The organism is Lysobacter sp. 5GHs7-4 (assembly GCF_021284765.1).
Classification (GTDB): domain Bacteria; phylum Pseudomonadota; class Gammaproteobacteria; order Xanthomonadales; family Xanthomonadaceae; genus Lysobacter.
Map to the genome: position 1 here is coordinate 1,793,082 of NZ_CP089924.1, position 23,399 is coordinate 1,816,480.

Genomic DNA, 23,399 nt, shown 5'->3' on the forward strand with positions numbered 1-23,399 from the left:
GTCCGCACGCGGCGGGCCGCATGGGAAGGATCGGGCTTCGAAACAACGCGGGCCGGAGCGGATCGTCGTGCGACTGCGCCGGCGGAACCGCGCTACATGTGTCGGAACAGAGCCATGAACGGCTGGCTCACGCTCAAGGTTTCCGGGCGCTGTTTGAGCCGCACCGTGCCGCGGCCGCTGTCGTCGCGCACGATCGCCGCGATCGCCTTGAGGTTGACGATGGTCGAGCGGTGGATCTGCTTGAACACGTTCGGATCCAGCATGCCCACCAACTCGCGGATCGGCGTGCGCAGCAGCGCTTCGCCTTCGGCGGTGACCACGGTGGTGTACTTGTGATCGGCGCGGAAGTAGGCGACGTCGTCGACCAGGATCAGGCGCGTCTCGCGGCCGGCGCTGGCGGTGATCCAGGTCAAGGCCGGCGCCGTGTCGGCGCGCGGCAGGCCCGCGCCCAGCTGGCGCAGCAAGGCGGCCAGTGCGCCGGCCTCGGCGCCGTCGTCGGCGCTGCGCGCCTGCAGGCGGCGCACCGTCGCGGCCAAACGCTCGGGCGCGATCGGCTTGAGCAGGTAGTCGATCGCGCCGCGCTCGAAGGCGTCCACCGCGTACTGGTCGTAGGCGGTCACAAACACGATGCGCGTGTGCGGGCTGGCCTCGGCCGCGGCGGCGGCCACGTCCAGCCCGCTCAGGCCCGGCATGCGGATGTCGAGGAAGGCGACGTCGGGCGCATGCGCGGCGATGGCTTCCAGCGCCTCGGCGCCGTCCTCGCAGGCGGCCACCACGTCCAGCCCGGGCCAGGCCTCGGCCAGCAGGTCGAGCAGGGCCTGGCGCAGCAGCGCTTCGTCTTCGGCGATGACGGCCTTAGCCATGACGGGCGTCCCGATCGAAAGCGGCGGGGACCGTGATGGTCGCGGCCACGCCGTTGGGGAAATTGGCGACCACCGCCAGCGAGGCCTGCGCGTCGTAGACCAGGCGCAGGCGTTCGCGCACGTTCTTCAGGCCGATGCCGGTACCGCCGGGTTGGGCGGCGAAGCCTTCGCCGTCGTCGGCCACGGTCACCGCGACCGCATCGCCTTCGCGACGCGCCAGCAGCCACACCGTGCCGCCGCCGCTGCGCGGCTCCAGGCCGTGCTTGATCGCGTTCTCGACCAGGGTCTGCAGCATCATCGGCGGCAGCGGCGTGGCGCGCAGCGCATCGGGCACGTCGATCTGCGTGCTCAGGCGCGGCCCCATGCGGATGCGCAGGATTTCCAGATAGGCCTGGGCGCGTTCGAGTTCTTCGCCCAGGGTCGACAGCGCGTCCTCGGTGCGCGGCAGCGAGTGGCGCAGGTATTGGATCAGATGACCGAGCATCTCGTCGGCTCGCGCCGGATCGCTGCGGGTCAGGTACTGCGCGCTGGCTAGGGTGTTGTAGAGGAAGTGCGGTTCGACCTGCGCGTGCAGCAGGCTGAGCTTGGCGACGGTGAGCTCTTTCTCGGTGACGGTCTGCGCGACGGCCGCCTGTTCGTTGCGGCGGCGCTCGGCGACGCGGCGGGCGATGGCGCGCGTGATCGCCTCGGCGTTCTCCAGGTTGGTGCCGTCGTCGACGCGGAACCAGTCGCTCCAGGCGCCGCTTTCGGGTTCGCAGACCAGGGTGACGCTGCCGCTGCCGTCGCGCGGCGCGACCATGGCCAGGATCTGGTTGCGCGGCACGCCGAACCAGTTGAGCGGGTTGTAGCGGCCCCACGGACGGCGGCCGTAGGTGTCGGGGCGGCGCACCTTGGCGCGCACCTGCAGGCTGTCGCGGGCGCTTTCGATCTCTTCGCTGCGCGGCAGTTCGCGGATCGCCGCGTCGAGCAGGTCGAAGGCTTCGCCGGCCTCGAACGGCACCTCGATCTGGCGGCGCTGGCGGTTGGCCAGGGTGCCGCCGTCGATATGGCCGGCGATCAGGCGCACCCGGCGCAGGTGCGAGAACGCGCCGGTGATCACGAAGGCGCCGACGACCAGGCCGACCAGGAACACCGGCCAGGGATCGTTGTCGCCGTGGTAGCGGCCGTCCAGGCTGGGCAGCGCCGACCAGGCCAGCGCCAGGATGAAGAACAGCATCGTCCAGGCGGCGATGATGCGCAGTAGGAAGAAGAAGCTCTTGATCACGGCAGGGTCCGGCGGCGTTGGTGCGATGAAGCATATCCACGCCCCGCGCGGCGGCCAGGGGCGCGGCGACGAACGCCGGCGGAGGGCGACGAAACGCCGTGCTGCGGGACTCTGGCGGTCGGGCGCGCCGTTGCGGCGCGCCCGCGGCAGCCGGTTTACTTCTTGCCGAGCACGTAGCGGTCGCTGGGGTCCGGGCAGCCCTCGTCGCGGGCCGCGCACGGCCATTGCGCGCGCTGCACGCTGTCGCGCACCTCGAAGCCTTCGCCGTTCCAGATCAGGAAGCCGCCGTGAGCCTTCAGGCCGCCCTGAAAACGGCGTTCGTCCTTGGCCGGCAGCGGCTGTTCCGGGTCGGCTTCCACCACCCAACGCAGCACCGGCACCACGCCGGCACGGCTGTCGTCCAGGGCGATCGGATTGGCGCCCAGCGCGCGGTAACGGTCCAGGCGCGCGCGGCCCAGGGCGGTCTCGGGCGCGCGCAGGCTGGCGGTGACGTCGACCGGCGCACGGCCCGCGACGACGCGATAGGCGCGCAGTCCGCTGTCGGCGAACTCGGCCTTGGGCTTGGCGCAGGCGCGTCGCGCGGCGGCCAGGTCCTCGGTCGACTCGGTCTGCGCCTTGGCCAGTTCGGCGCAGGGAATGCGCATCTGCACCAGGTAGCCGGTGGTGCCGCGGCGGCGGCTTTCGTAGCTTCGCACCCACAGGCTGTAACGGGCGCCGTTCTTGTCGGCGATCAGATAGTCGCTGCGGCCGCCGGCGCCCGGCACGCTGCTCAGGTAGACCTGCGCGCCCATCAGGCGTTGGCGCAGTTGCTTGGGCAGCAGCACGTCGCGGGTCGGCAGCGCCGCCACGAACGCGGCCACGGCTTCCGGGGCGGCGGTGTAACGGCCGTTCTGGATCACCGGCCCGCTGACCGGCGAGAACCCGGCCAGACCGGCGCTACCGGCCTGGCTGGGCGCGCCGCTGGCACCGGCGCTGGCGCACAACAGCGCGCCGGCAAGCAGAAGTTTGGAACTGGGGGACAAGGCGGACTCCTGTGCGATGACTAGTGCACGCGACGCGGCGCTTCCTGCTGCTGCGTGCGTTGCGGATCTTCCACCGCCGGTTGCGGCGCGGCGGGTTGGGCGCGGTTGATCGCGTCCAGGCGGTTCAGCCCGGCCTCGGGCGTGGCATGGGTGGCGGCGTCGGCCGATACCGCCACGCGCGCGGCGGCGGGATCGCCCGGGCGCCCCTGCACCATGAACAAGGTCTCGCCCGCGCGCAGCGTGCCGGTGGCGTTGTTGGTGGCGATGGCGTTGACGTCGGTGAGGTTGGCGCGCTTGGCCTCGGCCAGCAGGTGCAGGTTGATGCCGTCGGCGTTGCGGTCGAAGGGCGGGCCCAGCGCGCGCGTGTGGCCTTCGATCTGCGTGTACATGCGGTGGTCGGCGTGCGCGGGGTCGCGCGGGTCGGCGGGCGGGCGCGCGTCGCGGGCCGGCGTCTGCTCGCCCGGCGCCTGGGTGCGCTCCTGCTGCTGGCCGGGTGCGACCGAGGTCAGCACGTACTGCCAGCGCGTCTGCTGGGCGTTGCCGCGCACGGTGTCGATGAAGGCGGTGTGCTCGCCGCCGCCGATGGTCTGGCAGCCGGCCGAGTCGGTGTTGGTGTTGCTGCCGCGGTGGATCTTGAAGGTGTTGTTGAGATCCTGCACGCCGCTGACGTCGCGCGAGTCGAACCAGCCGTCGGCGTTGGTGTCGCGCTCGACCCGGTTGGCGCCGTTGCGCACCGCCTCGTCGGAGGGGCGCAGCGAGAACTCCTTGCCGCTGGTGGTGTGGCCGTTGCTGGCGTGCTGGGTGGCCACCATCTCGACCGTGCCCTCGGACAGGCGGCCCATGTCGCGCACGCGGTCGCCGTTGACGTCGTCGCCTTCGATCTTGCGCGGGCGCACGTCCTCGTAACCGGCCGAGGCCGCCAGCCGCGGCGCCTGGCGCTGGGTGTCGGCGTAGATGCGGTTGCCGTCGCTGCCGGCGTGGTGGTCGTACTGCGCGGTGGGTTCGGTGGTGGCGTGGTTGAACTCGCGCGCGTGGCGGCCGCCGTTGGCGTCCTTCCAGACCACCACGATGCGGTCGTCGTACTCGCCGCGTCCGTTGTTTTCGGTGGTCTGGGTTTCATTGCGCATGCCCAGGATCACGCGGTCCTGGCCGTTGAGCGCGTCGCGCGCGGCCTGGGTGCCGCGCGCACCGATCACGCTGGCGTAGACGTCGTACTGCTGCGCCTGCGACAGATTTTGGGTTTCGGTCTCGGCGGGGAAGCGCGGCGCGGTGGTCGCGGTGCGCAGCCGGTCCAGGGTGGGGTTGAGCGCGGTGGCGTCGTCGGCGGACAGCGCGTTCGGCGCGCGCAGCGCGGTCAGGTGCTCCTGTCCGCGCACGGCGACGTAGCGGTCCAGCGCTTCTTGCACCACCACCGACTGGTTCTCGCGCAGTGCGTCCAGGCGCGCGGCGGCTTCGCGGTTCTGGCCGCGGTTGAGCATCGCGACGACTTCGTCGGCGGAGGCGTTGATATCGAGTTCGGGCATGGGAGTTCCTTTCCGGTTGAAAGCACGCGCCGGCGGGTGCCGGGTACGCGCGCGGGCGATACGCGCCGCCGTCGTGGCGAGGGTAGCACTGGTGCGTGAAAGTGGAGCAAGTCGGCGCGAGCGGGCAGGGCGGCTCGCCCGAGTGCGCGATGCGCCGGGACGGGCAGGACCGTCGCGGCCGCCGGGCGACGTCGGGAAATGTGGGGGTGCTGCGATCGCATCGGCCGCCCGCCGGGTTCGGCAGGCGGCGCGGCTGCGTGCAGCGGCGTCAGCCCATGCGGCGCGGCGCGGGGTTCGGGGCCTGGGTCTGGGCCGGGTCCGACGCCTGCGCCTGGGGCGCTGCCTGATTGAGCGCATCCAGGCGCGCCAGGCTGGCCTGCACCGGCGTGTTGGCGGCCAGCTCCACCGACAGCGCCACCCGCCGCGCGGCCGGGTCGCCGGGGCGGCCCTGGACCAGGAACAAGGTTTCGTCGGCGCGCAAGCCGTCGCTGGCGCGATTGGGCACCAGGCTGTCGGCCTGGGTGATCTGATGGGCCTTGGCCGCGGCCAGCACGCTCAGACCGATCGCCTCGGCATTGCGCGCGTACTCGCCGCCGAGCGCGCGCAGGTGGCCGTCGATCTGGCCGTGCAGGCGATGGTCGGCATGCTGCGGGTTGACGGGATGGCGCGGATCGACGCCTTCGGGCAGGGCGGCATCGGCGCGCGGACGCCCATGGTCACCCTCGGGCCGGGGGCGTTGCTGGGTCTGCTCGGGCGCGACCGGCGTCAGCACGTATTGCCAGCGGGTTTGATGCGTGTTGCCGCGCACCGTGTCGATGAAGGCGGTGTGCTCGCCGCCGCCGATAGTCTGGCAGCCGGCGGAGTCGGTGTTGTTGTTGCTGCCGCGATGGATCTTGAAGGTGCGGTTGAGATCCTGGAGGCCGTTGACGTCGCGCGAATCGAACAGACCATCGGCATTAGTGTCGCGCTGGACCATGTTGCGGCCGTTGCGTATGGCTTCTTCGGAGGGTCTCAGCGAAAACTCGACGCCGCTTGGGGTCTGGCGATTGCTGCTATGGCGAGCCTCTTCCATCTCGACCGTGCCGGCGGCCAGGCGGCCCAGATCGCGCACGCGGTCGTTGTTGGCGTCATCGCCTTCGATATCACGGCGTCGGACGTTTTCGTAGCCGGGCCAGCGCTCGAGCGCCGGTGCCGGGCGCCTCGTTTCTTTGATGATGCGGTGGCCGTCGCTGCCGGCATGGTGGTCGTACTGGGCGGTGGGCTCGGTATTGGCCTGGTTGAACTCGCGCGCATGGCGGCCACCGTTGGCGTCCCTCCATACCACGACGATGCGATCGTCATACTCGCCGCGCCCTTGGTTGTCGGTGGTCCGGGTTTCGTTGCGCATGCCCAGGATCACCCGGTCTCGGCTGACCAGCGCATTCCGCGCGGCCTCGTTGCCGCGCACCCCGATCACACTGGCGTAAACGTCGTACTTCTGCGCCTGCGACAGGTCCGCGGTTTCGCTTTCCTGCGGAAAGCGCGGCGCGCCGTGCGCCGCGATCAGTCGGCCAAGGTCCCGTTGCGGCGCGTGCGTATTCGGGCCATGTCCGGGCAGCGCGTCCATGCCCACGTTGGCGGTGTAAAGAGCCGCGATCGTTGCGGTCGCGCGCGTGGCGACATAGCGATCCAAGGCTTCCTGCATTACCAGCGGTTGGTCGCGGCGTAGGGCGTTAAGTCGAGCGACAGCGTCGTTGCCGCGACCCTGGTTGAACAGGGCGGCGACCTGATCGGCCGAGGCGTTGATGTCGAACTCGGGCATGGCGGAACTCCCTGTCCTACGCCGCGTCGCGCGCGGCGGTTCCTATGGCGCCAGGGCCTTTCCTGGGCCTCGCTGGCAGCCTAGCACCGAGGCTGGTTCCGTGATAGACGGCGCATTTTGCGCGTAAAAGGTGCCTGCGATGTTCCTGCGATGTTCTAGTCCGGTTGGCCCTTCTTGCGCCGCTTGGCGCTGTACATGGCCTGGTCGGCCTTGTGCAGCAGCTCGCCCAGGTCCTCGCCGTCGTCGGGGTAGATCGCGCAGCCGATGCTGGCCTGCAACGGGATTTCGCCGTCGTCGTAGGCGAACGGCGGGGTCAGCGATTCGGCCAGGCGCTGGGCCTGGGCGACGGCGCCGTCGCGGTGGTCGATGCTGGGCAGGATCACGCCGAACTCGTCGCCGCCCACGCGCGCCACGGTGTCGCCGCTGCGCGCGCTGCCGCGCACGCGCGCGGCGAACTCCACCAGCGCGGCGTCGCCGGCGCGGTGACCCATGCGGTCGTTGACCGGCTTGAGGCCGTCCATGTCCAGGTTGAGGATGCCGATGCGGCGCTGGTCGCGCTGCGCCTGCGCCAGGCAGTGGCGCAGGCGGTCGTAGAACAGCGCGCGGTTGGGCAGGCCGGTGAGCGCATCGTGGGTGGCCTGGTGGAACAGCTCGTCGGTTTCGTAGCGCGCGGCGTGGTACATGGCCGCGCCGATCAGGCCCGACATCAGGTCGAGCATGCGCAGTTCCTGCGCGCCGAACTCCGACGGCGTCGCGCCCATCACCTTGAGCACGCCGACCACGGTCTGATGGTGCTTGAGCGGCACCACGATCATCGAGCGCAGGCCGACGCGGCGGCAGGCCTCGCGGTCCACGCGCGGGTCGGTTTCCGAATCCTCGCAGTTCAGCGGCGCGCCGACCGCGACGCAGGCGCCGGACAGGCTGGCCGCGCGGCGCAGGCGCAGGCCCAGGCTGGATTCGGCGATGCCGGATGCGGCGCGGTAGACCATGTCGTCGCCTTCGGCCAGTTCCACCACCGCCCCGACCGCGCCGGTGAGGGTCTGGGCGCGGCGCGTGACCAGCTCCATCACGCCGCCCAGGTCCAGGCCCAGGCGCGCGATTTCGGTCTGGGTTTCGATCACCTGCAACAGGCGCGAGGCTTCATCCGACGTCGGCGCGAGGGACGCGTTCATGGTCAGCTCCAGCGAAGATCGTGCGCGAGCATAGCCACGGAAGGTCGCGGTTTTGTATGCGGAACGCGCGCCGGCATGGTGTGCGTGGATTGGTTGCGCAAGGAGTGTGACGTTTTCATGGCAAGGCGGTGGCCGCGGCCCCCTCATCGGATCGGATCGTTCGCGAATCCGTTCGCCATGAGCGCGGCGTCTGCGCCGCAACGCGGCCGGCCCGAGCCGGCCGCGTCCGTCCAGCTTACGCCTCGGCTTCTTCCTTGTAAGCGTCCACCGGGATGCAGGCGCACATCACGTTCTTGTCGCCGTAGACGTTGTCCACGCGCGCCACCGGCGGCCAGTACTTCTGCAGCTTCAGGCTGGGCAGCGGGAACGCCGCCAGCTCGCGCGGGTAGGCGTGGGTCCACTCGCTGGCCGAGACCGCGGTGGCGGTGTGCGGCGCGTGCTTGAGCGGGTTGTCCTCGCGGTCCAGCTTGCCGTCCTCGACCGCGCGGATTTCCTCGCGGATCTGGATCATGGCGTCGATGAAGCGGTCCAGCTCGTGCTGCGATTCGCTCTCGGTCGGCTCCACCATCAGCGTGCCGGCGACCGGGAAGCTCAGGGTCGGGGCGTGGAAGCCGAAGTCGATCAGACGCTTGGCCACGTCCTCGGCGCCGATGCCGGTGGCGTCCTTGATCGGCCGCAGGTCGAGGATGCACTCGTGCGCGACCAGGCCGTTGCGGCCGGTGTAGAGGGTCTCGTAGTGCGGCGCCAGGCGCTGGGCGATGTAGTTGGCGTTGAGCAGGGCGACCTGGGTCGCCTTGCGCAGGCCGGCGGCGCCCATCATGGTGATGTACATCCAGCTGATCGGCAGGATCGAAGCCGAGCCGAAGCTGGCCGCGGAGACCATGCCGACCGCGCCTTCGCCGCCCAGCGTGCGCGGCAGGAACGGGGCCAGGTGCGACTTGACCGCGCAGGGGCCGACGCCCGGGCCGCCGCCGCCGTGCGGAATGCAGAAGGTCTTGTGCAGGTTGAGGTGCGACACGTCCGAGCCCCATTTGCCGGGCTTGGCCACGCCGACCAGGGCGTTCATGTTGGCGCCGTCGGTGTAGACCTGGCCGCCGTGGGCGTGGACGATCTCGCAGATCTCGACCACGTCCTCTTCGAACACGCCATGCGTGGACGGGTAGGTGATCATCAGCGCGGCCAGGCGGTCGCTGTACTTCTCGGCGGCGCGGCGAATGTCCTCGACGTCGACGTTGCCGTTGCCGTCGCACTTGGTCACCACCACCTGCATGCCGCACATCTGCGCCGAGGCCGGGTTGGTGCCGTGCGCGGATTCGGGAATCAGGCAGATGTCGCGGTGGCCTTCGTTGCGCGAGCGGTGGTAGGCGCGGATCGCCAGCAGGCCGGCGTATTCGCCCTGCGCGCCGGAGTTGGGCTGCAGGCTGACCGCGTCGTAGCCGGTGCACTCGACCAGCATCGCTTCGAGCTCGTCGATCAGCTGCTTGTAGCCGACGGTCTGATCGGCCGGCGCCAGCGGATGCAGGTTGCCGAACTCCGGCCAGGTCACCGGGATCATCTCGGCGGTGGCGTTGAGCTTCATGGTGCAGCTGCCCAGCGGGATCATGGTGCGATCCATCGCCAGGTCCTTGTCGGCCAGCGCGCGCATGTAGCGCAGCAGTTCGTGCTCGCTGTGGTGGGTGTTGAACACCGGGTGCTGCAGGAACTCGCTGTTGCGCAGCAGGCCGCCGGGCAGGGCGTCGGCGGTGGCCGCGTCCAGCGCGTCGATGTCGTCGATGCGGGCGCCGAACAGCGCGGCCAGCTGCACGACTTCGGCGCGCGTAGTGGTCTCGTCCAGGCTGATGCCGACGCGGCCCGGGTCGCCGCTGTAGTTGAGGTTGATGCGCGCGGCCACGGCCTTGGCCTGCAGCGCGTCGGCGTCGACGCCGACCACGTCCAGGGTGTCGAAGAAGTCCGGGCCCACGGTCAGGCCGGCCTGGCGCAGCGCGGCGGCCAGGATCGCGGCCAGGCGGTGCACGCGGCGGGCGATGCGGGTCAGGCCTTCCGGGCCGTGGTAGACGGCGTACATCGAGGCCATCACCGCCAGCAGCACCTGCGCGGTGCAGATGTTGGACGTGGCCTTCTCGCGGCGGATGTGCTGCTCGCGGGTCTGCAGGGTCAGGCGGTAGGCGGGCTTGCCCTCGGCGTCGATCGACACGCCGATCAAACGGCCCGGCATCGAGCGCTTGTAGGCGTCGCGGCAGGCCATGAAGGCCGCGTGCGGGCCGCCGAAACCGAACGGCACGCCGAAGCGCTGGCTGTTGCCGACCACGATGTCGGCGCCCCATTCGCCGGGCGCGGCGATCAGGGTCAGCGCGAGCAGGTCGGTCGCCACCGCGACCAGGCCGCCGCGCGCGTGCACGGCATCGGCCAGGGCCTGGTGGTCGCCGATCTGGCCGTGGGTGTTGGGGTATTGCAGCAGCACGCCGAAGCTGTCGGCGGCCAGCGCCTGCGCGTCGTCGCCGATCTGCAGGTCGATGCCCATGGCCTCGGCGCGCGTGTGCAGCACTTCCAGCGTCTGCGGGTGCACGTCGCGGGAGACGAAGAACAGGTTCGACTTCGACTTGGCCGAACGCTTGGCCAGGGTCATGGCCTCGGCGGCGGCGGTGCCTTCGTCCAGCAGCGAGGCGTTGGCGATTTCCATGCCGGTCAGGTCGGCGACCATGGTCTGGAAGTTGATCAGCGCTTCCATGCGGCCTTGCGAGATTTCCGCCTGGTAGGGCGTGTAGGCCGTGTACCAGGCCGGGTTCTCGAGGATGTTGCGCAGGATCACGTTCGGGGTGAGGGTGCCGTAGTAGCCCTGGCCGATGAAGCTGCGGAACACCTGGTTCTTGTCGGCGACGGCGCGGATCTTGGCCAGCGCTTCGACTTCGGTCATCGGCGCGGCCAGCGCCAGCGGCGCGGGCGACTTGATCTTGGCCGGCACGATCGCGTCGGTCAGCGCTTCCAGCGAGTCGTGGCCGACGGTGCGCAGCATGTGCGCGATCTCGGCGTCGTTGGGGCCGATGTGGCGCTCGAGGAAGGCGTCGTGGTGCTCGAGGTCGCGCAGGGAAGCGCGATTGACAGCTGAAGTCATGGCAGGGGGCGTCCGTAGGCAGCGTGCGGTGCCGCACGCGAGGCGCCCCTCTGTCCTTTTGCCTGAGAGTTTGGAAGCGCCGCTGCATACAGGCAGCTGGGGGAGGGGGGCCTGGGTAGGCTCGCTCCTGTACGGCTCGCTTCGTGCCCCTTCGGCGCCGGTTCCGTCCGATGGTCCGGGCGGGCGGTCTCTCCAGAGTTTGTACACGCGGCGGTATGGGGCCTGAGCGATTACGGGCGTTGCGCCTTCGGCAGCGGTCGGTTCCCTTGCGGGGCCGGCCGGCTTCTCCCACCGCGTGTTTCAAGCCGGGGATTATAGCCGCACGCGCGGCGCCGGTCAGCGCCCGCCCGGTTCAGTTTGCGCCGATCCGCCGTACCATGGGGTTCCGCCGTTCTTGGGCCGCCTTACCTCTATGCCACAGTGCCAGGTCGTCGCGATCCAGGGGGATCGACCGGTCGCATCGCCGCTACGGCCGCCGCGCGCGGCAACGTATTCGAAGGCCTTGGGGAGCGCCGCATGATGAGCGACGGATCAGGTGCGCCCACCCGGGCAAAGCGGAAGCGCAAGCGTTCCGGTGCGGGCGCCGGAACGGCCGCAGCGGCGGCCGAGGTCGCTGGGCGCGCCAGCCGGCCGCCGCGCGATGCCGATGCGCAGGTTCCGCTTGCGCACGATGCCCTGGCGGTGCGCGCCTGGCGACGTCTGATCAACGAACCCAGCCTGGGCCTGAGCGCGGCCTACCTCCTGGTGTCGATGATCGGACTGTGGGCGAACTTCTGGTTCTACCGGCAGTTCGGCCTGCCGATCCTGGAATACATGCAGGCCAGCGACTACCTCGTCGCCGGGCTGCGCGATCCTCGCTATGCGCTGATGCTGGCGGCCTCGGTCGCGGTGGCCTGGCTGATCAGTTGGCCCGATATATACCGCCGGCGGCATCCGCGCCGGGTGCGGGAGTACCAGCGCCGCTGGTGGGGACGGCTGGTGTTTCCACGGTCGGACCTGTTCCGCTGGACCCTGCTGCGGCTGAAGCCGGAAACCGGTATCGCCATCGGCGTGTTCATGGGCATGGCGGCGACCAGCTGCCTGTACGTGGTCGACAAGGCCAATTTGATTCGCGACCACGCCGACGGCCATCCGGTGGTGGTGACCTTGGCCGGCGAGTCCGCGCCGTTGCCGGGCGTTGCGCGTCTGCTCGGCACCGGCAGCGCCTATGTCTATCTGTGGTGGCCCGAAGCGCGTCGCGCCGAAGCGGTGCCGATCGAAAGCATCGGTCGCCTGCTGGCGCCGTCGCTCTTGCGCAAGCGCGATACCGCAGCTGCTGCGACGCCTGCAGGCGCGCCGGCGACGACACCCGCGAAGGCCGTCGCGCCGGTCGCCGCGGGTACGCGTACGCCGTGAGCGCGGCGACGCGATCGATGCGCGCGAAAAAAGACCGATCCGGACAGTTGCGCCACGCGCCGTCGCGCCGTCGCGGTTGTATGCTGTCGCTCTCTCCACGAGCTCGCGGACGCACAGGATGAGCGCACCCCCGTTCCGTTTGCTGCAACTCGATCACGTCGTGTTGCGGGTGCGCGATCCCGAGGCCATGGTCGCGTTCTATCTTGAAGTGCTGGGCTGTTCGGTGGAGCGCCGCCAGGACGAGATCGGCCTGATTCAGTTGCGCGCCGGACAGTCGCTGATCGACCTGGTCGGCATCGACGGCAAGCTCGGCCGCATGGGCGGCGCCGCGCCCGGCGTCGAGGGCCGCAACATGGACCATCTGTGCCTGCGCGCCGATCCCTTCGATCGCGACGCGATCCTGGCGCACCTGCACGCGCACGGCGTGCGCATCGGCGATTTCGGCTCGCGCTACGGCGCCGAAGGCGAGGGGCCGTCGCAGTACCTGTTCGATCCGGAAGGCAATCTGGTCGAGCTCAAAGGCCCGCCCGACGCGGTGGCCGCGCAGGCATGAGCGAACCTGCGACATCGCGGGCGGCCGCCAAGCCCGCGCGTTACCTGGCTCTGCTGTTGGCCGGCCTGGCGATGTTCGGGCCGTTCTCGATCGACACCATCTTCCCGGCGTTCCCGGCGATGGGCGCCGAATTGGGCGCCGACAAGCTGGCGATGCAGCAGACCATCAGCGTCTACCTGATCGCCTACGCGCTGATGAGCATCGTCCACGGCCCGCTGTCCGACGCGATCGGGCGCAGGCGCGTGATCATCGGCGGCTTGGTCGTGTTCACCCTGGCCTCGGTCGGCTGCGCGCTGTCGCGCGACCTCGGCACGCTGCTGGTGTTCCGCGCCGTGCAGGGCCTGTCGGCCGGCGTCGGCCTGATCGTGGGGCGCGCTGTGATCCGCGACGTGCTGCAGGGCGACGACGCGCAGCGCCTGATGAGCCAGGTGTCGATGATCTTCGGCATCGCTCCGGCGATCGCGCCCATCATCGGCGGCTGGATCCTGGGCTGGAGCCATTGGCCGGGGATCTTCTGGTTCCTGGTCGCGTTCTCGGTGCTGCTGCTGGTCGCGACCCTGCGCGTGCTGCCGGAAACCCATCCGCCGGCGTCGCGCCTGCCGCTGGTGCCGCGCCGCCTGCTGCGCGACTACGTGGCGATCTTCATCAACCCGCGCTTCCAGCGCCTGACCGCGGCCAGCGCCTTCAACTTCGGCGCGCTGTTCCTGTACATCGCCTCGGCGCCGGCGTTCGTGCTCGACCTGCTGCGTCTCAACGAGCGCGAGTTCGCCTGGTTCTTCGTGCCCATGATCGGCGGCATGGTGGTCGGCGCCTTCGTCTCCGGACGCACCGCCGGCAAGGTCGGCGGCCAGCGCATGGTCCGGATCGGTTTCGCCTGCACCATCCTGGCGATGGCGCTGAACGTCGCCTACAACCTATTCGACGCCACCCCGCAGGTGCCGTGGGCGGTGATCCCGATCTCGCTGTGTTCGTTCGGCGTGGCCCTGGTGTTCCCGATCGTGACCCTGGCGATCCTGGACATGTACCCGCGCCAGCGCGGTTCGGCCTCGTCGCTGCAGGCCTTCACCGGCCTGGTGCTCAACGCGCTGATCGCCGGCGTGCTGTCGCCGCTGGTCAGCGGCAGCGGCGTCGCGTTGGCGGGCGCCGGGCTCGCGTTCGTGGTGACCGGCTGGGTGTTCTGGCGCTGGGAAACCGCGCGTTCGCGACAGGCCGCGCCGACCCCGGACGCGCCCGCGATCGAGCCGCCGGAGACGCTGTAGGTCGCAAGCAGGCGCAAGCCTCGAGGGCCGACGCACGGTGATGCGATCGCATTGCATCGACTGCGGCGCATCGTTGGTGCAAAGGGTGTGCCGTCAGCTCTCACGGTGCTTGTTCGTACCGAAGAGAGTAGCGAAGATGCCGACGAATTCGCTCGTCTCAGGCATCGACCGTCATGCAAATTGGATACTCGCCGCGGGTTCCCGCCATCGGGCTGTCGGAAACGTTGTAGCGGGAGGCGAGCTGCATGCTGCCCCGGCAACGCCCCGACATCGGCTGGCTCGATCTGGTTTGCGCAGCGGCGTACACGCTGCGCGGCGGCGATCCGGCGGCGGCCCAGGCCGCGGCCGAAGCCGGCGCCGATGCGCTGGCCGACGACGGCCGCCACAGCCTGGTCAGCTTGTCGGTGCGCAGCGGTTTCGACCGCCTGCTCGCCACCCTGCAGCTGCCGCCGGGCAGCGAAGTGCTGGTGTCGGCGGTCACCATCCGCGACATGATCGCGGTGATCGAGCGGCACGGCCTGCGCGCGGTGCCGGTGGATCTGCACGCCGACACGCTGAGCCTGGACGTAGCGGCGCTGGCCGCGGCGCTGACGCCGCGCAGCCGCATGCTGCTGGTCGCGCATTTGTTCGGCAGCCGCATGCCGCTGCGCGCGCCGTTGGACTTCGCGCGGCAACACGGCTTGCTGCTGGTCGAGGACGGCGCCCAGGCCTACACCGGCGACGGTTGGCTGGGCGATGCGGCCTGCGATGTCAGCTTGCTGAGTTTCGGCCCCATCAAGACCGCGACCGCGCTGGGCGGCGCCGTGCTGCGCTTCGCAGATCCCGGCCTGTGCGAGCGCGTGCGCGCGGCGCAGGCGCACCAGCCGCTGCAGGCGGGCCGCGCGTTCGCGCAGCGGGTCGGCAAGTACGCGCTGCTCAAAGCGCTCACGGCCCGTATCCCCTACGGCCTGTTCTGTCGCGCCTGCGGATGGTTCGGCATCGATCACGATGCGCTGATCAACCGCTCGGTGCGTGGCTTCGCCGGCGGCGAATTGTTCCAGCGCATCCGTCAGCGCCCGTGCGCGGCGCAGTCGCGCCTGCTGCTGCGGCGCCTGCGCGGCTACCCGCGGGCGCGGGCGGCGCAGCGCGCGCAGCGCGGCGAACGCCTGCTCGCGGCGCTGCCGCTGGCGCGCCCGGGCCAGGCCGTCGCCGGTTCCGGCCATTGGGTGCTGCCGGTGCTCAGCGCCGACCCGCCGCGGCTGATCGCCGGCCTGCTCGCGCGCGGTTTCGACGCCACCCGCGGCGCGTCCAGCCTGTACGCGGTGCCCGGCGACGCCGCGCCCGGCGCGGGCGATCTGCGCCGCGTCATGGACGCGGTGGTGTACCTGCCCGCGCCGGAGGGCGAGGGCGACCTGCGCCGCCTCGCCGAGGCCGTGCGCGCCACCGTGACGGACGCGGCGGCGGCATGAGCCGCGGCGAACGCGCCGGTGCGGACGCGTTCAAACGCGCGCCGGCCGGGGACGCTAGACTTCGACCGGTTGAGGACGGCTAGACGGAACGGCATGGCAGTGGGCAAGGAGAGGAACGCGGCGCGGCCGCGTCGGTGTTGGACGGTGTGGAGGGGACTGGCCCTGGCCTGCGCCCTGGCTTCGGCGACGCCGGCCCTGGCGCGCGACATCGACGTCCGCCACTACGTCGCCCGTATCGACCCCGATCTCAAGACCCGCAGCCTCAAGGGCGAGGTCTCGATCCGCTTCGTCGCCACCGTCGACAGCACCGACCTGATCGTGCTCGACCGCGACGGCCTGGACATCGACCGCGTGCGCGAGGGCGAGCGATCGCTGTCCTTCGACCAGACCGGGCGCGTGCTCAAGATCCGCTTGTCGCGGCCGGCGCTGCGCGGACAGTTGCGCGAGGTGACGGTCAATTACCACGGCACGCCCAAGTTCGGCCTGCAGTTCCACCCCGAGAAGCGACAGATCTACACCCTGTTCTCGACCGCGCAATGGCTGGTCGGCATCGACGCGCCCGACGAGCGCGCCAGCCTGGACCTGAGCGTGGCCCTGCCCACCGGCCTGAAGGCGGTCGGCAACGGCTATCTGGTCGGCCGCCGCAGCCTGGGCAACGGCACCGAACTGCACCGCTGGCGCCAGACCGTGCCGATGCCCGCCTACACCTACGGCTTCGCCGCCGGCCCGTTCGAGGAAGCCAGCGACCGCGGCAGCCGCGTGCGCCTGCGTTACCTCGGTGCGGGCTACAGCCAGAACGAGCTGCGTCGGATCTTCGCCGACAGCGGCGACATGCTGCGCTACTTCGAGCGCCGTGCCGGCGTGCCGTACCCGGGCGGCGTCTACACGCAGGCGCTGGTCGCGCGCACCATCGGCCAGGAGCATGCGGGCTTCTCGCTGTTGTCGGAGGAGTACGGCCGCGGCGTGCTGGCCGACCGCCGCGACGAATCGCTGATCGCGCACGAGGCCGCGCACCAGTGGTGGGGCAACCTGATCACCTGCCGCGAATGGACCCACTTCTGGCTCAACGAAGGCTTCGCCAATTTCCTCGCCGCCAGCTACATGGAGCAGCGCTTCGGCCGCGACGAATACCTCAAGCAGGTCGAGGGCTGGAAACGCCGCTACGAAAAGTTGAAGGAAGCCGGCAAGGACAAGCCGCTGGTGTTCGCCGACTGGGACAAGCCCAGCGCCGACGACCGCGCGGTGGTCTATCAGAAGGGCGCCTACGTGCTGCATCTGCTGCGCGAGGAACTCGGCGAGGCGGCGTTCTGGAACGGCCTGCGCGAATACACCCGCGCCCATCGCGGCACCGCGGTGGTCAGCCAGGACTTCCAGCGTTCGATGGAGCTGGCCAGCGGCCGCAGCCTGTCGACGTTCTTCGCGACCTGGGTCTATCCGTCCGCGACGGCCACCGCCCCCGCGCGCTGATGCCGCCACCGTTGCGGCCACGGCCCGGCGCTGCGCCGGACCGGGTGCGGGTTGGCCCGAGTGCTCGTGCACAATGGCGCGATAGCCGGCGCAAGGGGAATGAAGGCCATGAAGACGATCACGATGCGCATCGCGCCGCTGTTGCTGGCCTTGCCCTTGCAGGCGATGGCGGCGAACCCGTCGGAATACGACCGGCTCTACGACGCCTGCGTCGACAAGCTCGGTCCCATCAATAATGCGGTGGTCGACGCGTGCTCGAACCAGGTCTCCACCAGCGCCAAGGCCGAGATCACGCGCCGCTACAAGACCATCCATGCGCGCCTGAGCGAGGCCAATCCGGACGATGCGGCCAAGTTCGAAGCCTCGCAAAAGGCCTGGCTGAACTACCGCAACGCGCATTGCGAACTGGCCGGCTCGTACATCGGATCGCCCATGTACGGCTTCTGCCCGATGAAGCTCAATACCGAGCGCGCGTTGGAACTGCGCGAGCTGGACGGCGAGTAGGGCGGCCGATTCGTTGTGTCCGGCCGCTCGGCGCTCAGCCGCGCGTGCCCAGGCCGCGATAGCGCAGCCACGCATGCAGCGGCAGCCCGGCCACGATCAGCGCCGCGCCCCATAGCAGGGCCTGCGCGCCGATCCCGGCCAGCGCATACACACTGAACAGCAAGGCCAGCGCCGCCGTCGCGCGGCCGCGGTCGCCGCGCAGCAGCCAGGCCGCGCTGCCGGCCAGGTAGGGCAGCAGGGTGGCCGCGGTGGACAGCAGGATGGCGAAGGTGAACACCTGCACCAGCGAGCGGCTGTAGTTGGCCAGCACCAGCGCCGAGGCCAGCGCCGACGACAGCAGCACCCCGGCTTGCGGCGTGCCGCGCGCATCCACGCGTGCGAACAGCGAAGGGAACAGGCCGTCGCGCGCGGCCGCCAGCGGCAGCTGCGCCGACAGCAGCACCCAGCCGTTGAGCGCGCCGAAGCACGACACCGCCGCCACCAGCGCCAGGGCGATGCCGGCCTCCACGCCCCACAGCGCGCGCGCCGCATCGGCCATCGGCGCCTGCGAGTGCTGCAACGCCGCTGCGGGCAGCACGCCGATCACCGCCGTGCAGGCCAGGATCGTCGCCACGCCGGCGATCAGCGTGCCCAACATCGTCGCGCGCGGCACCGTGCGCGCGGCGTCGCGCACCGCGTCGGCGGGCACCGTCGCCGCCTCCAGGCCGAGCAAGGCCCACAGGCAGAGCGCGGCGGTCGCGTGCGCGACTTGCGGCAGCGATTCGCCGCTGGGATTGAACGGCACCGCCGCGCGCGTGTCGACGAACCACAGCGCGACGCCGCCGAACAGCAGCAGCGGCAACAGCTTCAATGCGGTGGTCAGCAACTGCACGCGACCGGCCTCGCGGATGCCGGCCAGATTGATCGCGGCGCAGACCCACAACGCCGCCAGGGCGCAGCCGGCGGCACGCGCGGGCGTGGCGGTGGCGGCCGGAAACACCGCGCCCAGGCTGCCGGCGAAGGCGACCGCGATGGCCGCATTCGCGCACCAGATCGAGATCCAGTAACTCCATGCGATCACGAACCCCGCGCTGTCGCCGAAGGCCAGACGCGCATACACATAAGGCCCGCCGCTGTGCGGCCAGCGCGCCGACAGGCGGGCGAAGGTCAGCGCCAGCAGCAGCGCGCCGCACAGGGTGATGGCCCAGCCGATCAACGTCGCCGCGCCATAGGGCGCCAGCGCCGAGGGCAGCAGGAACACACCGCTGCCGATCATGCTGCCGGTCACCAGCGCGGTGGCCGACCACACCCCCAGCGGCCGGCCCGTGGCGTTCACGCCGGGTCCGACACGCCCGCGTCGCGGTAACAGGCGCGCAGCAGTTCCTGGAAATGGTGGACCGCGTTCTCGCGCAGCGGATTCAAGCGCCCGCCGACGTAGGAACCCGAGGCCAGGCCGCGCTGCACGTCCTCGCAGATGGTCAGATCCTCCAGCTGCACTTCGTCGCTGAAGGCGAGGTCGGCGTCGCGGCGCGCGCGCGCTTCGCCCGAATCGTCGCGCCGGTAGTAGAAGTCGAACACCACCCGGCAGCGGTCCACGCCCACCGGCACCACGCGGTTGGTCTGCAGCCGGCCGGGCAGGATGTTGAGCATGGTGTTGGGCCACAGCCAGTAGTACAGCGCGTCGCCGTCGCCGTAGAGGCCGTCGCCGCTTTCCAGCGGGCTCCACTGGTAGGAGTACCAGCGCGCCGTCTCGGTGATGTAGCTGCGGTAGTCGAGCAGGCGGTTGAGGCCGGGGTGGATGTGCGGGACGTGGTAGCCCTCCAGGTAGTTGTCGACGTAGACCTTCCAGTTGCAGGCCACGTCGTAACTCACCCGGTGGTGGTGGCCGTAGCCGCCCAGGTCGCGCTCGCCGCCGATGCGCTCGTCGATGCCTTGCACCAGCGCGTCGAAGTCCATCGCCGCCTCGCCCGCGCAGGCGAACACCATGCCCTGCCAGATCCGCACGCGCAGCTGCGGCAGCCGCACGTCGGCGACGGCGAAGTCCGGCGCCTGGCCCATCTCCGGCGCCGAGCGCAGCACGCCGTCCAGGCCGTAGGTCCAGCCGTGGTAGCGGCAGCGCAGCGAACGCGCGGCCAGGCCGTCGCAGCTGGCGATCGGTCCGGCGCGGTGGCGGCAGACGTTGTGCAGCGCGCGGATTTCGCCGTCCTCGCCGCGCACGGCGATCACCGGCAGCCCGGCCAGATCGGCGACGACGTGATCGCCGGGCTGCTGCAGCTGGCACAGGTGCGCGATCAACTGCCAGCCCGGATCGAAGACCAGGCGCCGGTCCAACGCCGCCATCGCGGCGTCGGTGTAGTAGCGCGCGGGCAGGGCGGTGGCGCGGTCCAGCGGTTGCGGCGCGAGATCGGCGGCAGGGGCGGGGCGCGTGTTCATGGCCGCAGTATTGCGCCGTGCGCGGGCCGGCCGCAAAGGGGCGGCCGCGAAGGGTTCGAACGCGACCGGCCGACGGATCGCTCCGCCGGCCGGTCGTGGTGACCACGGTGTATCGCTACAGGTTTCAGCCGCAGCAATAGCACTGCAAGGGCTGGCCCGGGCCGCCGGGGCCGAGGTCGCCGCCGAAGCCCTGGCATTCCTGGCGGCAGGCCCAGGCGCTGCAGGCTTCGCTTTCGGCCTGTGCGCCGGTACCGTCGCCGGCGACGACCTGGAATGCGCCGAAGCTCATCGCGGTGGAGAACAGCAAGGCAGCCAGGGCGATGCGCACACTGCGTGTCCGATGCTTCATCTCAACTCTCCTTGGTGGTGGGTCCCGCCGACGACGCCTCCTTGCGCCGCACCGCGGTGAGTACGCCGTTGACGCCTTCCTTGGTATTGATCGCGCCCACGCGCGCATAGCGCACGCGGCCGTCGCGGCCGATCACCAGCAGCAGGGGCACGTTGCGCGCGCGGAACAGCATCGCGCTGCGGCGGTCCTGGCTGGCGATCACCGGAAACGCGAAGCCGTGCTCGCGCGCGTATGCGCCCGCGGCCGCGGGTGGATCCAGCGCGATGCCGAGCATTTCGGCGCGGCCGCCGGACGCGGCCTCGAGCTGGCCGGCGATCGCCTTCACCAACGGCGCCGAGGCGCGGCAGTGCGGGCAGCCGGTGGTGAAGAAGTACAGCACCTGGTAATCGGCGGCCGGCTCGCCCAGGCGGCGGCTGGCGCCGTCGAGCGAGGTCATCGCGATGCGCGGCACGTACATGCCGATGTAGGGTTGGGTCGCGCGTTGCGACAGCCAGCGCTGGTTCTCGCGCGCCTGGTGCAACTGCCAGCCCAGCGCCACCACCAGCGCGCTGGCCAGCGCCAGCGCGGCGATCAGCAACGGCACGGTCCAACGCGAGACGACCCGGCTATCCGTAGGGGTGGGGTTCGACATGTCGGCGACCGTAGCAGCGCGCGCCGGCGCATAACTTGACGAGGCTCACATCGAGGCGATGGGAGTTGCAACCGCGGTCGCGGTTGCGGTGCTTGCGTGGCTCGACGGTTTCGAAAGTTTCGAAGTCGGGCGTTCGGCCGCATGGTCCGAGTAGCGATGATCGTCTTCGTGCTGTCTGTGGGAGCGACGTGAGTCGCGATAGCGCCATCCCGTGCGGCCACGAATCGCGACTCACGTCGCTCCCACAGCAGGCCGCGCGGGCGTGTGGTTTCGTTCGAGCGGCGCACGATGCGCCGCGCTTTCACGCAAGCGCCGTCACCGAAACGAACAGGGCCGGCTTGCGCCGGCCCTGTCGGGTGTTGCGTAGCGGCGGTCGATCAGCCCTTGCCGGCCGCCGGCTTGGCCGCGGCGGTCTTGCCGTCGGGCTGCCAGCCGCAGGTCTTGCCTTCGTTCTGCTGCTTCAGCCAGGTCTGCAGCGGCGCGAAGTATTCCAGCACCGCCGAGGCGTCCATCTTCTCGCCGCCGGTGAGTTCCTTCAGCGTCTTCTGCCAGGGCTGGCTCTGGCCCTTGCTCAGCATGGCCTGGAACTTGGCGCCGGCTTCCTTGTTGCCGTAGAAGCTGCACTCGTACAGCGGGCCCTTGTAGCTCGATGCGTCGCACAGCGCCTTGTAGAACTGGAACTGCAGCACGTGCGAGAGGAAGTAGCGCGTGTACGGCGTGTTGCCCGGCACGTGGTACTTGGCGCCGGCGTCGAAGAATTCCTCGCCGCGCGCCGTCGCCGGGGCCACGCCCTGGTACTTGGCCTTCAGCTCCCACCAGGCCTTGTTGTAGTCGGCCGGCTTGATCGAGCCGTCGAACACGCCCCAGCGCCAGCGGTCGATCATCAGACCGAACGGCAGGAACGAGACCTTGGCCAGGGCCATGCGCATCTGCGCGTTGATCAGCGCCTCGTTGCTCTGCTGCTGATCGCCGACCAGGCCGATCGACTGCAGGTACTTGGGCGTCATCGCCAGCACGATGGTGTCGCCGATGGCCTCGTGGAAGCCGTCGTGCGCGCCGCCCTGGAACAGCGGCGGCTGCTTGTTGTAGGCCATGTAGTAATAGACGTGGCCCAGCTCGTGATAGATGGTGGTGAAGTCTTCCTCGTTGGGCTTGATGCACATCTTGGTGCGCACGTCGCCGGCCATGTCCATGTCCCAGGCGCTGGCGTGGCAGACCACGTCGCGATCGCGCGGCTTCACGAACTGGGTGCGGCTCCAGTACGTCTCCGGCAGCTTGGGCATGCCCAGCGAGACGTAGAAGTCCTGCGCGCGCTCGGTCATCAGGCGCGCGGTGGCCAGGCCGGCGTCGACTTCCAGCTGCGCTTCCTGATCGGGTTCGCGCGAGTCCGGATTCCTGGCCATCTGCGCGTCGAGCTGCTGCTGGTACTGCGCGGCCAGCGCACCGGTCACGTCCAGGCTGCCGGCGTTCTTGTACGGCGCCAGCACGTCCCAGAGGTTGCCCCAGTCCTGCTGCCACATGTTGCCCATCAGGTGCGCGGGCAGCATGTTGCCGGCGACGTGGCCCTTGTCGGCGCCGTAGGTGGTTTCCAGCTTGGTGCGGGTGTAGCAGTGCAGCTGTTCGTACAGCGGCTTGACCTGGCCCCACAGGCGGTCGGTCTCGGCGGCGATTTCCGCCGGGCTCATGTCGTAGCCCGAACGCCACATCTCGCCGGTGTCGGCGTAGCCCATGTCGCGCGCGCCTTCGTTGACCAGCTCGACGAAGCGCGTGTAGTCCTTGCGCATCGGCTGGGCGATGGTGTGCCAGCCCTGCCAGGCGTCCAGCTGCGCGTCGTAGTCGCGGCTGCTGCGCAGCACGTCTTCGAGGTCGCCGAGTTGGCGGCAGTGCTTGGCGTCGCCGTCGCCGGTGCAGTACTTGCCCGAGCCGTACATGCCGTCCATCTTGGTCGCGATCTTGGTCAGCTCGGCCAGCTTGGTCGGATCCTTGGGCGCCGGCATCGCGGTGGCCAGTTTCAGCAACTGGATCGAACGCGCGGTGTCCGGCGACATCTGCTGGCCTTCGAAGCGCTTGGCCTGCTCGATCCAGGCATTGAGCTGGGTCAGCCAGCGCTCGTTGCTCTTGGCCGCGATCAGCGCGCTGTCGTCGTTGATGTAGGTGTTCGACAGCCACTGCGCCGAACTCATCTCCGGGTACATCGCCTTGTACTCGGCGTTGACGCGGGCGATGAACTGATCGGCGGTCTCGCCCTGGGGCGCGGTGGTCGGCGCGGTGCCGGTGGTGGGCGCGGTCGGTTCTTTCTTGCAACCGGCCAGGCCGATCACGGCGGCGGTGATGCTGAGCGCGAGCAGGGCGCGTAAGGGCTTCATAAGGCGGTTCTCTCCAGGACGAATGCACCGCGCCGGGCGCGGGGTGCCCCGAGGCTAGAGGGCCGTCCGATGCGGCGCAAGGCCGGAAAGGCCGGTGTGTGCGCCAATCCCCGCGCCACCGCCGTCGGCCTTGGCGGCGTGGGTCGGCAGGCTGTGCGCCGCTTGCCGGCCGGCTTGCCCGTGTGCGACGGCCGCGCGCGCCGCGCCCGCGTTTTTCGCGCAAACCGCCGCCGCGGCGGCCCGCGCATAACGCGGTGG

18 protein-coding genes and 1 riboswitch are annotated in these 23,399 nt (G+C 70.3%); of the genes, 6 read left to right on the top strand and 12 right to left on the bottom strand.

Annotated elements, in window-relative coordinates:
* Positions 1 to 92 precede the first annotated feature (92 nt).
* From LVB77_RS07975 to gcvP, 7 genes are all read right to left on the bottom strand, one after another.
* Positions 93 to 863 (bottom strand): LytTR family DNA-binding domain-containing protein, encoded by a 771-nt coding sequence (locus LVB77_RS07975; RefSeq protein WP_232909617.1) that lies wholly within the window; start codon positions 861 to 863, stop codon positions 93 to 95.
* Positions 856 to 2,127 (bottom strand): histidine kinase, encoded by a 1,272-nt coding sequence (locus tag LVB77_RS07980; protein ID WP_232909618.1) that lies wholly within the window; start codon positions 2,125 to 2,127, stop codon positions 856 to 858. Before LVB77_RS07980 ends, LVB77_RS07975 begins: the two co-directional genes overlap by 8 nt.
* A 155-nt stretch (positions 2,128 to 2,282) precedes the next feature.
* Complete coding sequence (locus LVB77_RS07985; protein WP_232909619.1) at positions 2,283 to 3,149, bottom strand: hypothetical protein; 867 nt, start codon at positions 3,147 to 3,149, stop codon at positions 2,283 to 2,285.
* 20 nt (positions 3,150 to 3,169) lie between these two features.
* Entirely contained in the window at positions 3,170 to 4,672 is a 1,503-nt protein-coding gene (locus LVB77_RS07990) for an XVIPCD domain-containing protein (RefSeq protein WP_232909620.1), read from the bottom strand.
* Positions 4,673 to 4,940: 268 nt separating this feature from the next.
* Positions 4,941 to 6,473: an XVIPCD domain-containing protein gene (locus tag LVB77_RS07995; protein ID WP_232909621.1), complete on the bottom strand. Its 1,533-nt coding sequence runs from the start codon at positions 6,471 to 6,473 to the stop codon at positions 4,941 to 4,943.
* Between the two features lie 155 nt (positions 6,474 to 6,628).
* Positions 6,629 to 7,645 (bottom strand): sensor domain-containing diguanylate cyclase, encoded by a 1,017-nt coding sequence (locus LVB77_RS08000; protein ID WP_232909622.1) that lies wholly within the window; start codon positions 7,643 to 7,645, stop codon positions 6,629 to 6,631.
* Positions 7,646 to 7,880: 235 nt separating this feature from the next.
* Positions 7,881 to 10,757, bottom strand: a complete 2,877-nt coding sequence (gene gcvP / locus LVB77_RS08005; RefSeq protein ID WP_232909623.1) for an aminomethyl-transferring glycine dehydrogenase — start codon at positions 10,755 to 10,757, stop codon at positions 7,881 to 7,883.
* A gap of 40 nt (positions 10,758 to 10,797) precedes the next feature.
* A riboswitch (glycine riboswitch) is annotated at positions 10,798 to 10,963 on the bottom strand.
* 151 nt (positions 10,964 to 11,114) lie between these two features.
* Between gcvP and LVB77_RS08010 the strand changes: the two genes are divergently transcribed.
* The 6 genes from LVB77_RS08010 (at position 11,115) to LVB77_RS08035 (ending at position 17,383) form a co-directional block, all read left to right on the top strand.
* Positions 11,115 to 12,152: a hypothetical protein gene (locus LVB77_RS08010; RefSeq protein ID WP_232909624.1), complete on the top strand. Its 1,038-nt coding sequence runs from the start codon at positions 11,115 to 11,117 to the stop codon at positions 12,150 to 12,152.
* Between the two features lie 118 nt (positions 12,153 to 12,270).
* Positions 12,271 to 12,705 carry a VOC family protein gene (locus LVB77_RS08015; protein WP_232909625.1) on the top strand — a complete coding sequence of 145 codons (435 nt, stop codon included), beginning with the start codon at positions 12,271 to 12,273 and terminating at the stop codon, positions 12,703 to 12,705.
* Positions 12,702 to 13,964, top strand: coding sequence for a multidrug effflux MFS transporter (locus LVB77_RS08020; RefSeq protein WP_232909626.1), 1,263 nt, complete (start codon positions 12,702 to 12,704; stop codon positions 13,962 to 13,964). Before LVB77_RS08015 ends, LVB77_RS08020 begins: the two co-directional genes overlap by 4 nt.
* A 245-nt stretch (positions 13,965 to 14,209) precedes the next feature.
* Entirely contained in the window at positions 14,210 to 15,412 is a 1,203-nt protein-coding gene (locus LVB77_RS08025; RefSeq protein ID WP_232909627.1) for a DegT/DnrJ/EryC1/StrS family aminotransferase, read from the top strand.
* Positions 15,413 to 15,556: 144 nt separating this feature from the next.
* Positions 15,557 to 16,879, top strand: coding sequence for a M1 family metallopeptidase (locus LVB77_RS08030; protein ID WP_232909628.1), 1,323 nt, complete (start codon positions 15,557 to 15,559; stop codon positions 16,877 to 16,879).
* Positions 16,880 to 16,987: 108 nt separating this feature from the next.
* A complete protein-coding gene (locus tag LVB77_RS08035) occupies positions 16,988 to 17,383 on the top strand; it encodes a lysozyme inhibitor LprI family protein (RefSeq protein ID WP_232909629.1) in 396 nt (131 codons plus the stop codon).
* A gap of 34 nt (positions 17,384 to 17,417) precedes the next feature.
* On the opposite strand, the gene LVB77_RS08040 is transcribed toward LVB77_RS08035, so the two are convergent.
* The 5 genes from LVB77_RS08040 to LVB77_RS08060 form a co-directional block, all read right to left on the bottom strand.
* Complete coding sequence (locus LVB77_RS08040) at positions 17,418 to 18,698, bottom strand: amino acid permease (protein WP_232909630.1); 1,281 nt, start codon at positions 18,696 to 18,698, stop codon at positions 17,418 to 17,420.
* Positions 18,695 to 19,795: an aromatic ring-hydroxylating dioxygenase subunit alpha gene (locus tag LVB77_RS08045; protein WP_232909631.1), complete on the bottom strand. Its 1,101-nt coding sequence runs from the start codon at positions 19,793 to 19,795 to the stop codon at positions 18,695 to 18,697. Before LVB77_RS08045 ends, LVB77_RS08040 begins: the two co-directional genes overlap by 4 nt.
* Before the next feature lie 124 nt (positions 19,796 to 19,919).
* Complete coding sequence (locus LVB77_RS08050; RefSeq protein WP_232909632.1) at positions 19,920 to 20,144, bottom strand: hypothetical protein; 225 nt, start codon at positions 20,142 to 20,144, stop codon at positions 19,920 to 19,922.
* 1 nt (position 20,145) lies between these two features.
* Positions 20,146 to 20,775, bottom strand: a complete 630-nt coding sequence (locus tag LVB77_RS08055; protein ID WP_232909633.1) for a TlpA disulfide reductase family protein — start codon at positions 20,773 to 20,775, stop codon at positions 20,146 to 20,148.
* 377 nt (positions 20,776 to 21,152) lie between these two features.
* Entirely contained in the window at positions 21,153 to 23,141 is a 1,989-nt protein-coding gene (locus LVB77_RS08060; protein ID WP_232909634.1) for a M2 family metallopeptidase, read from the bottom strand.
* Positions 23,142 to 23,399: the final 258 nt, after the last annotated feature.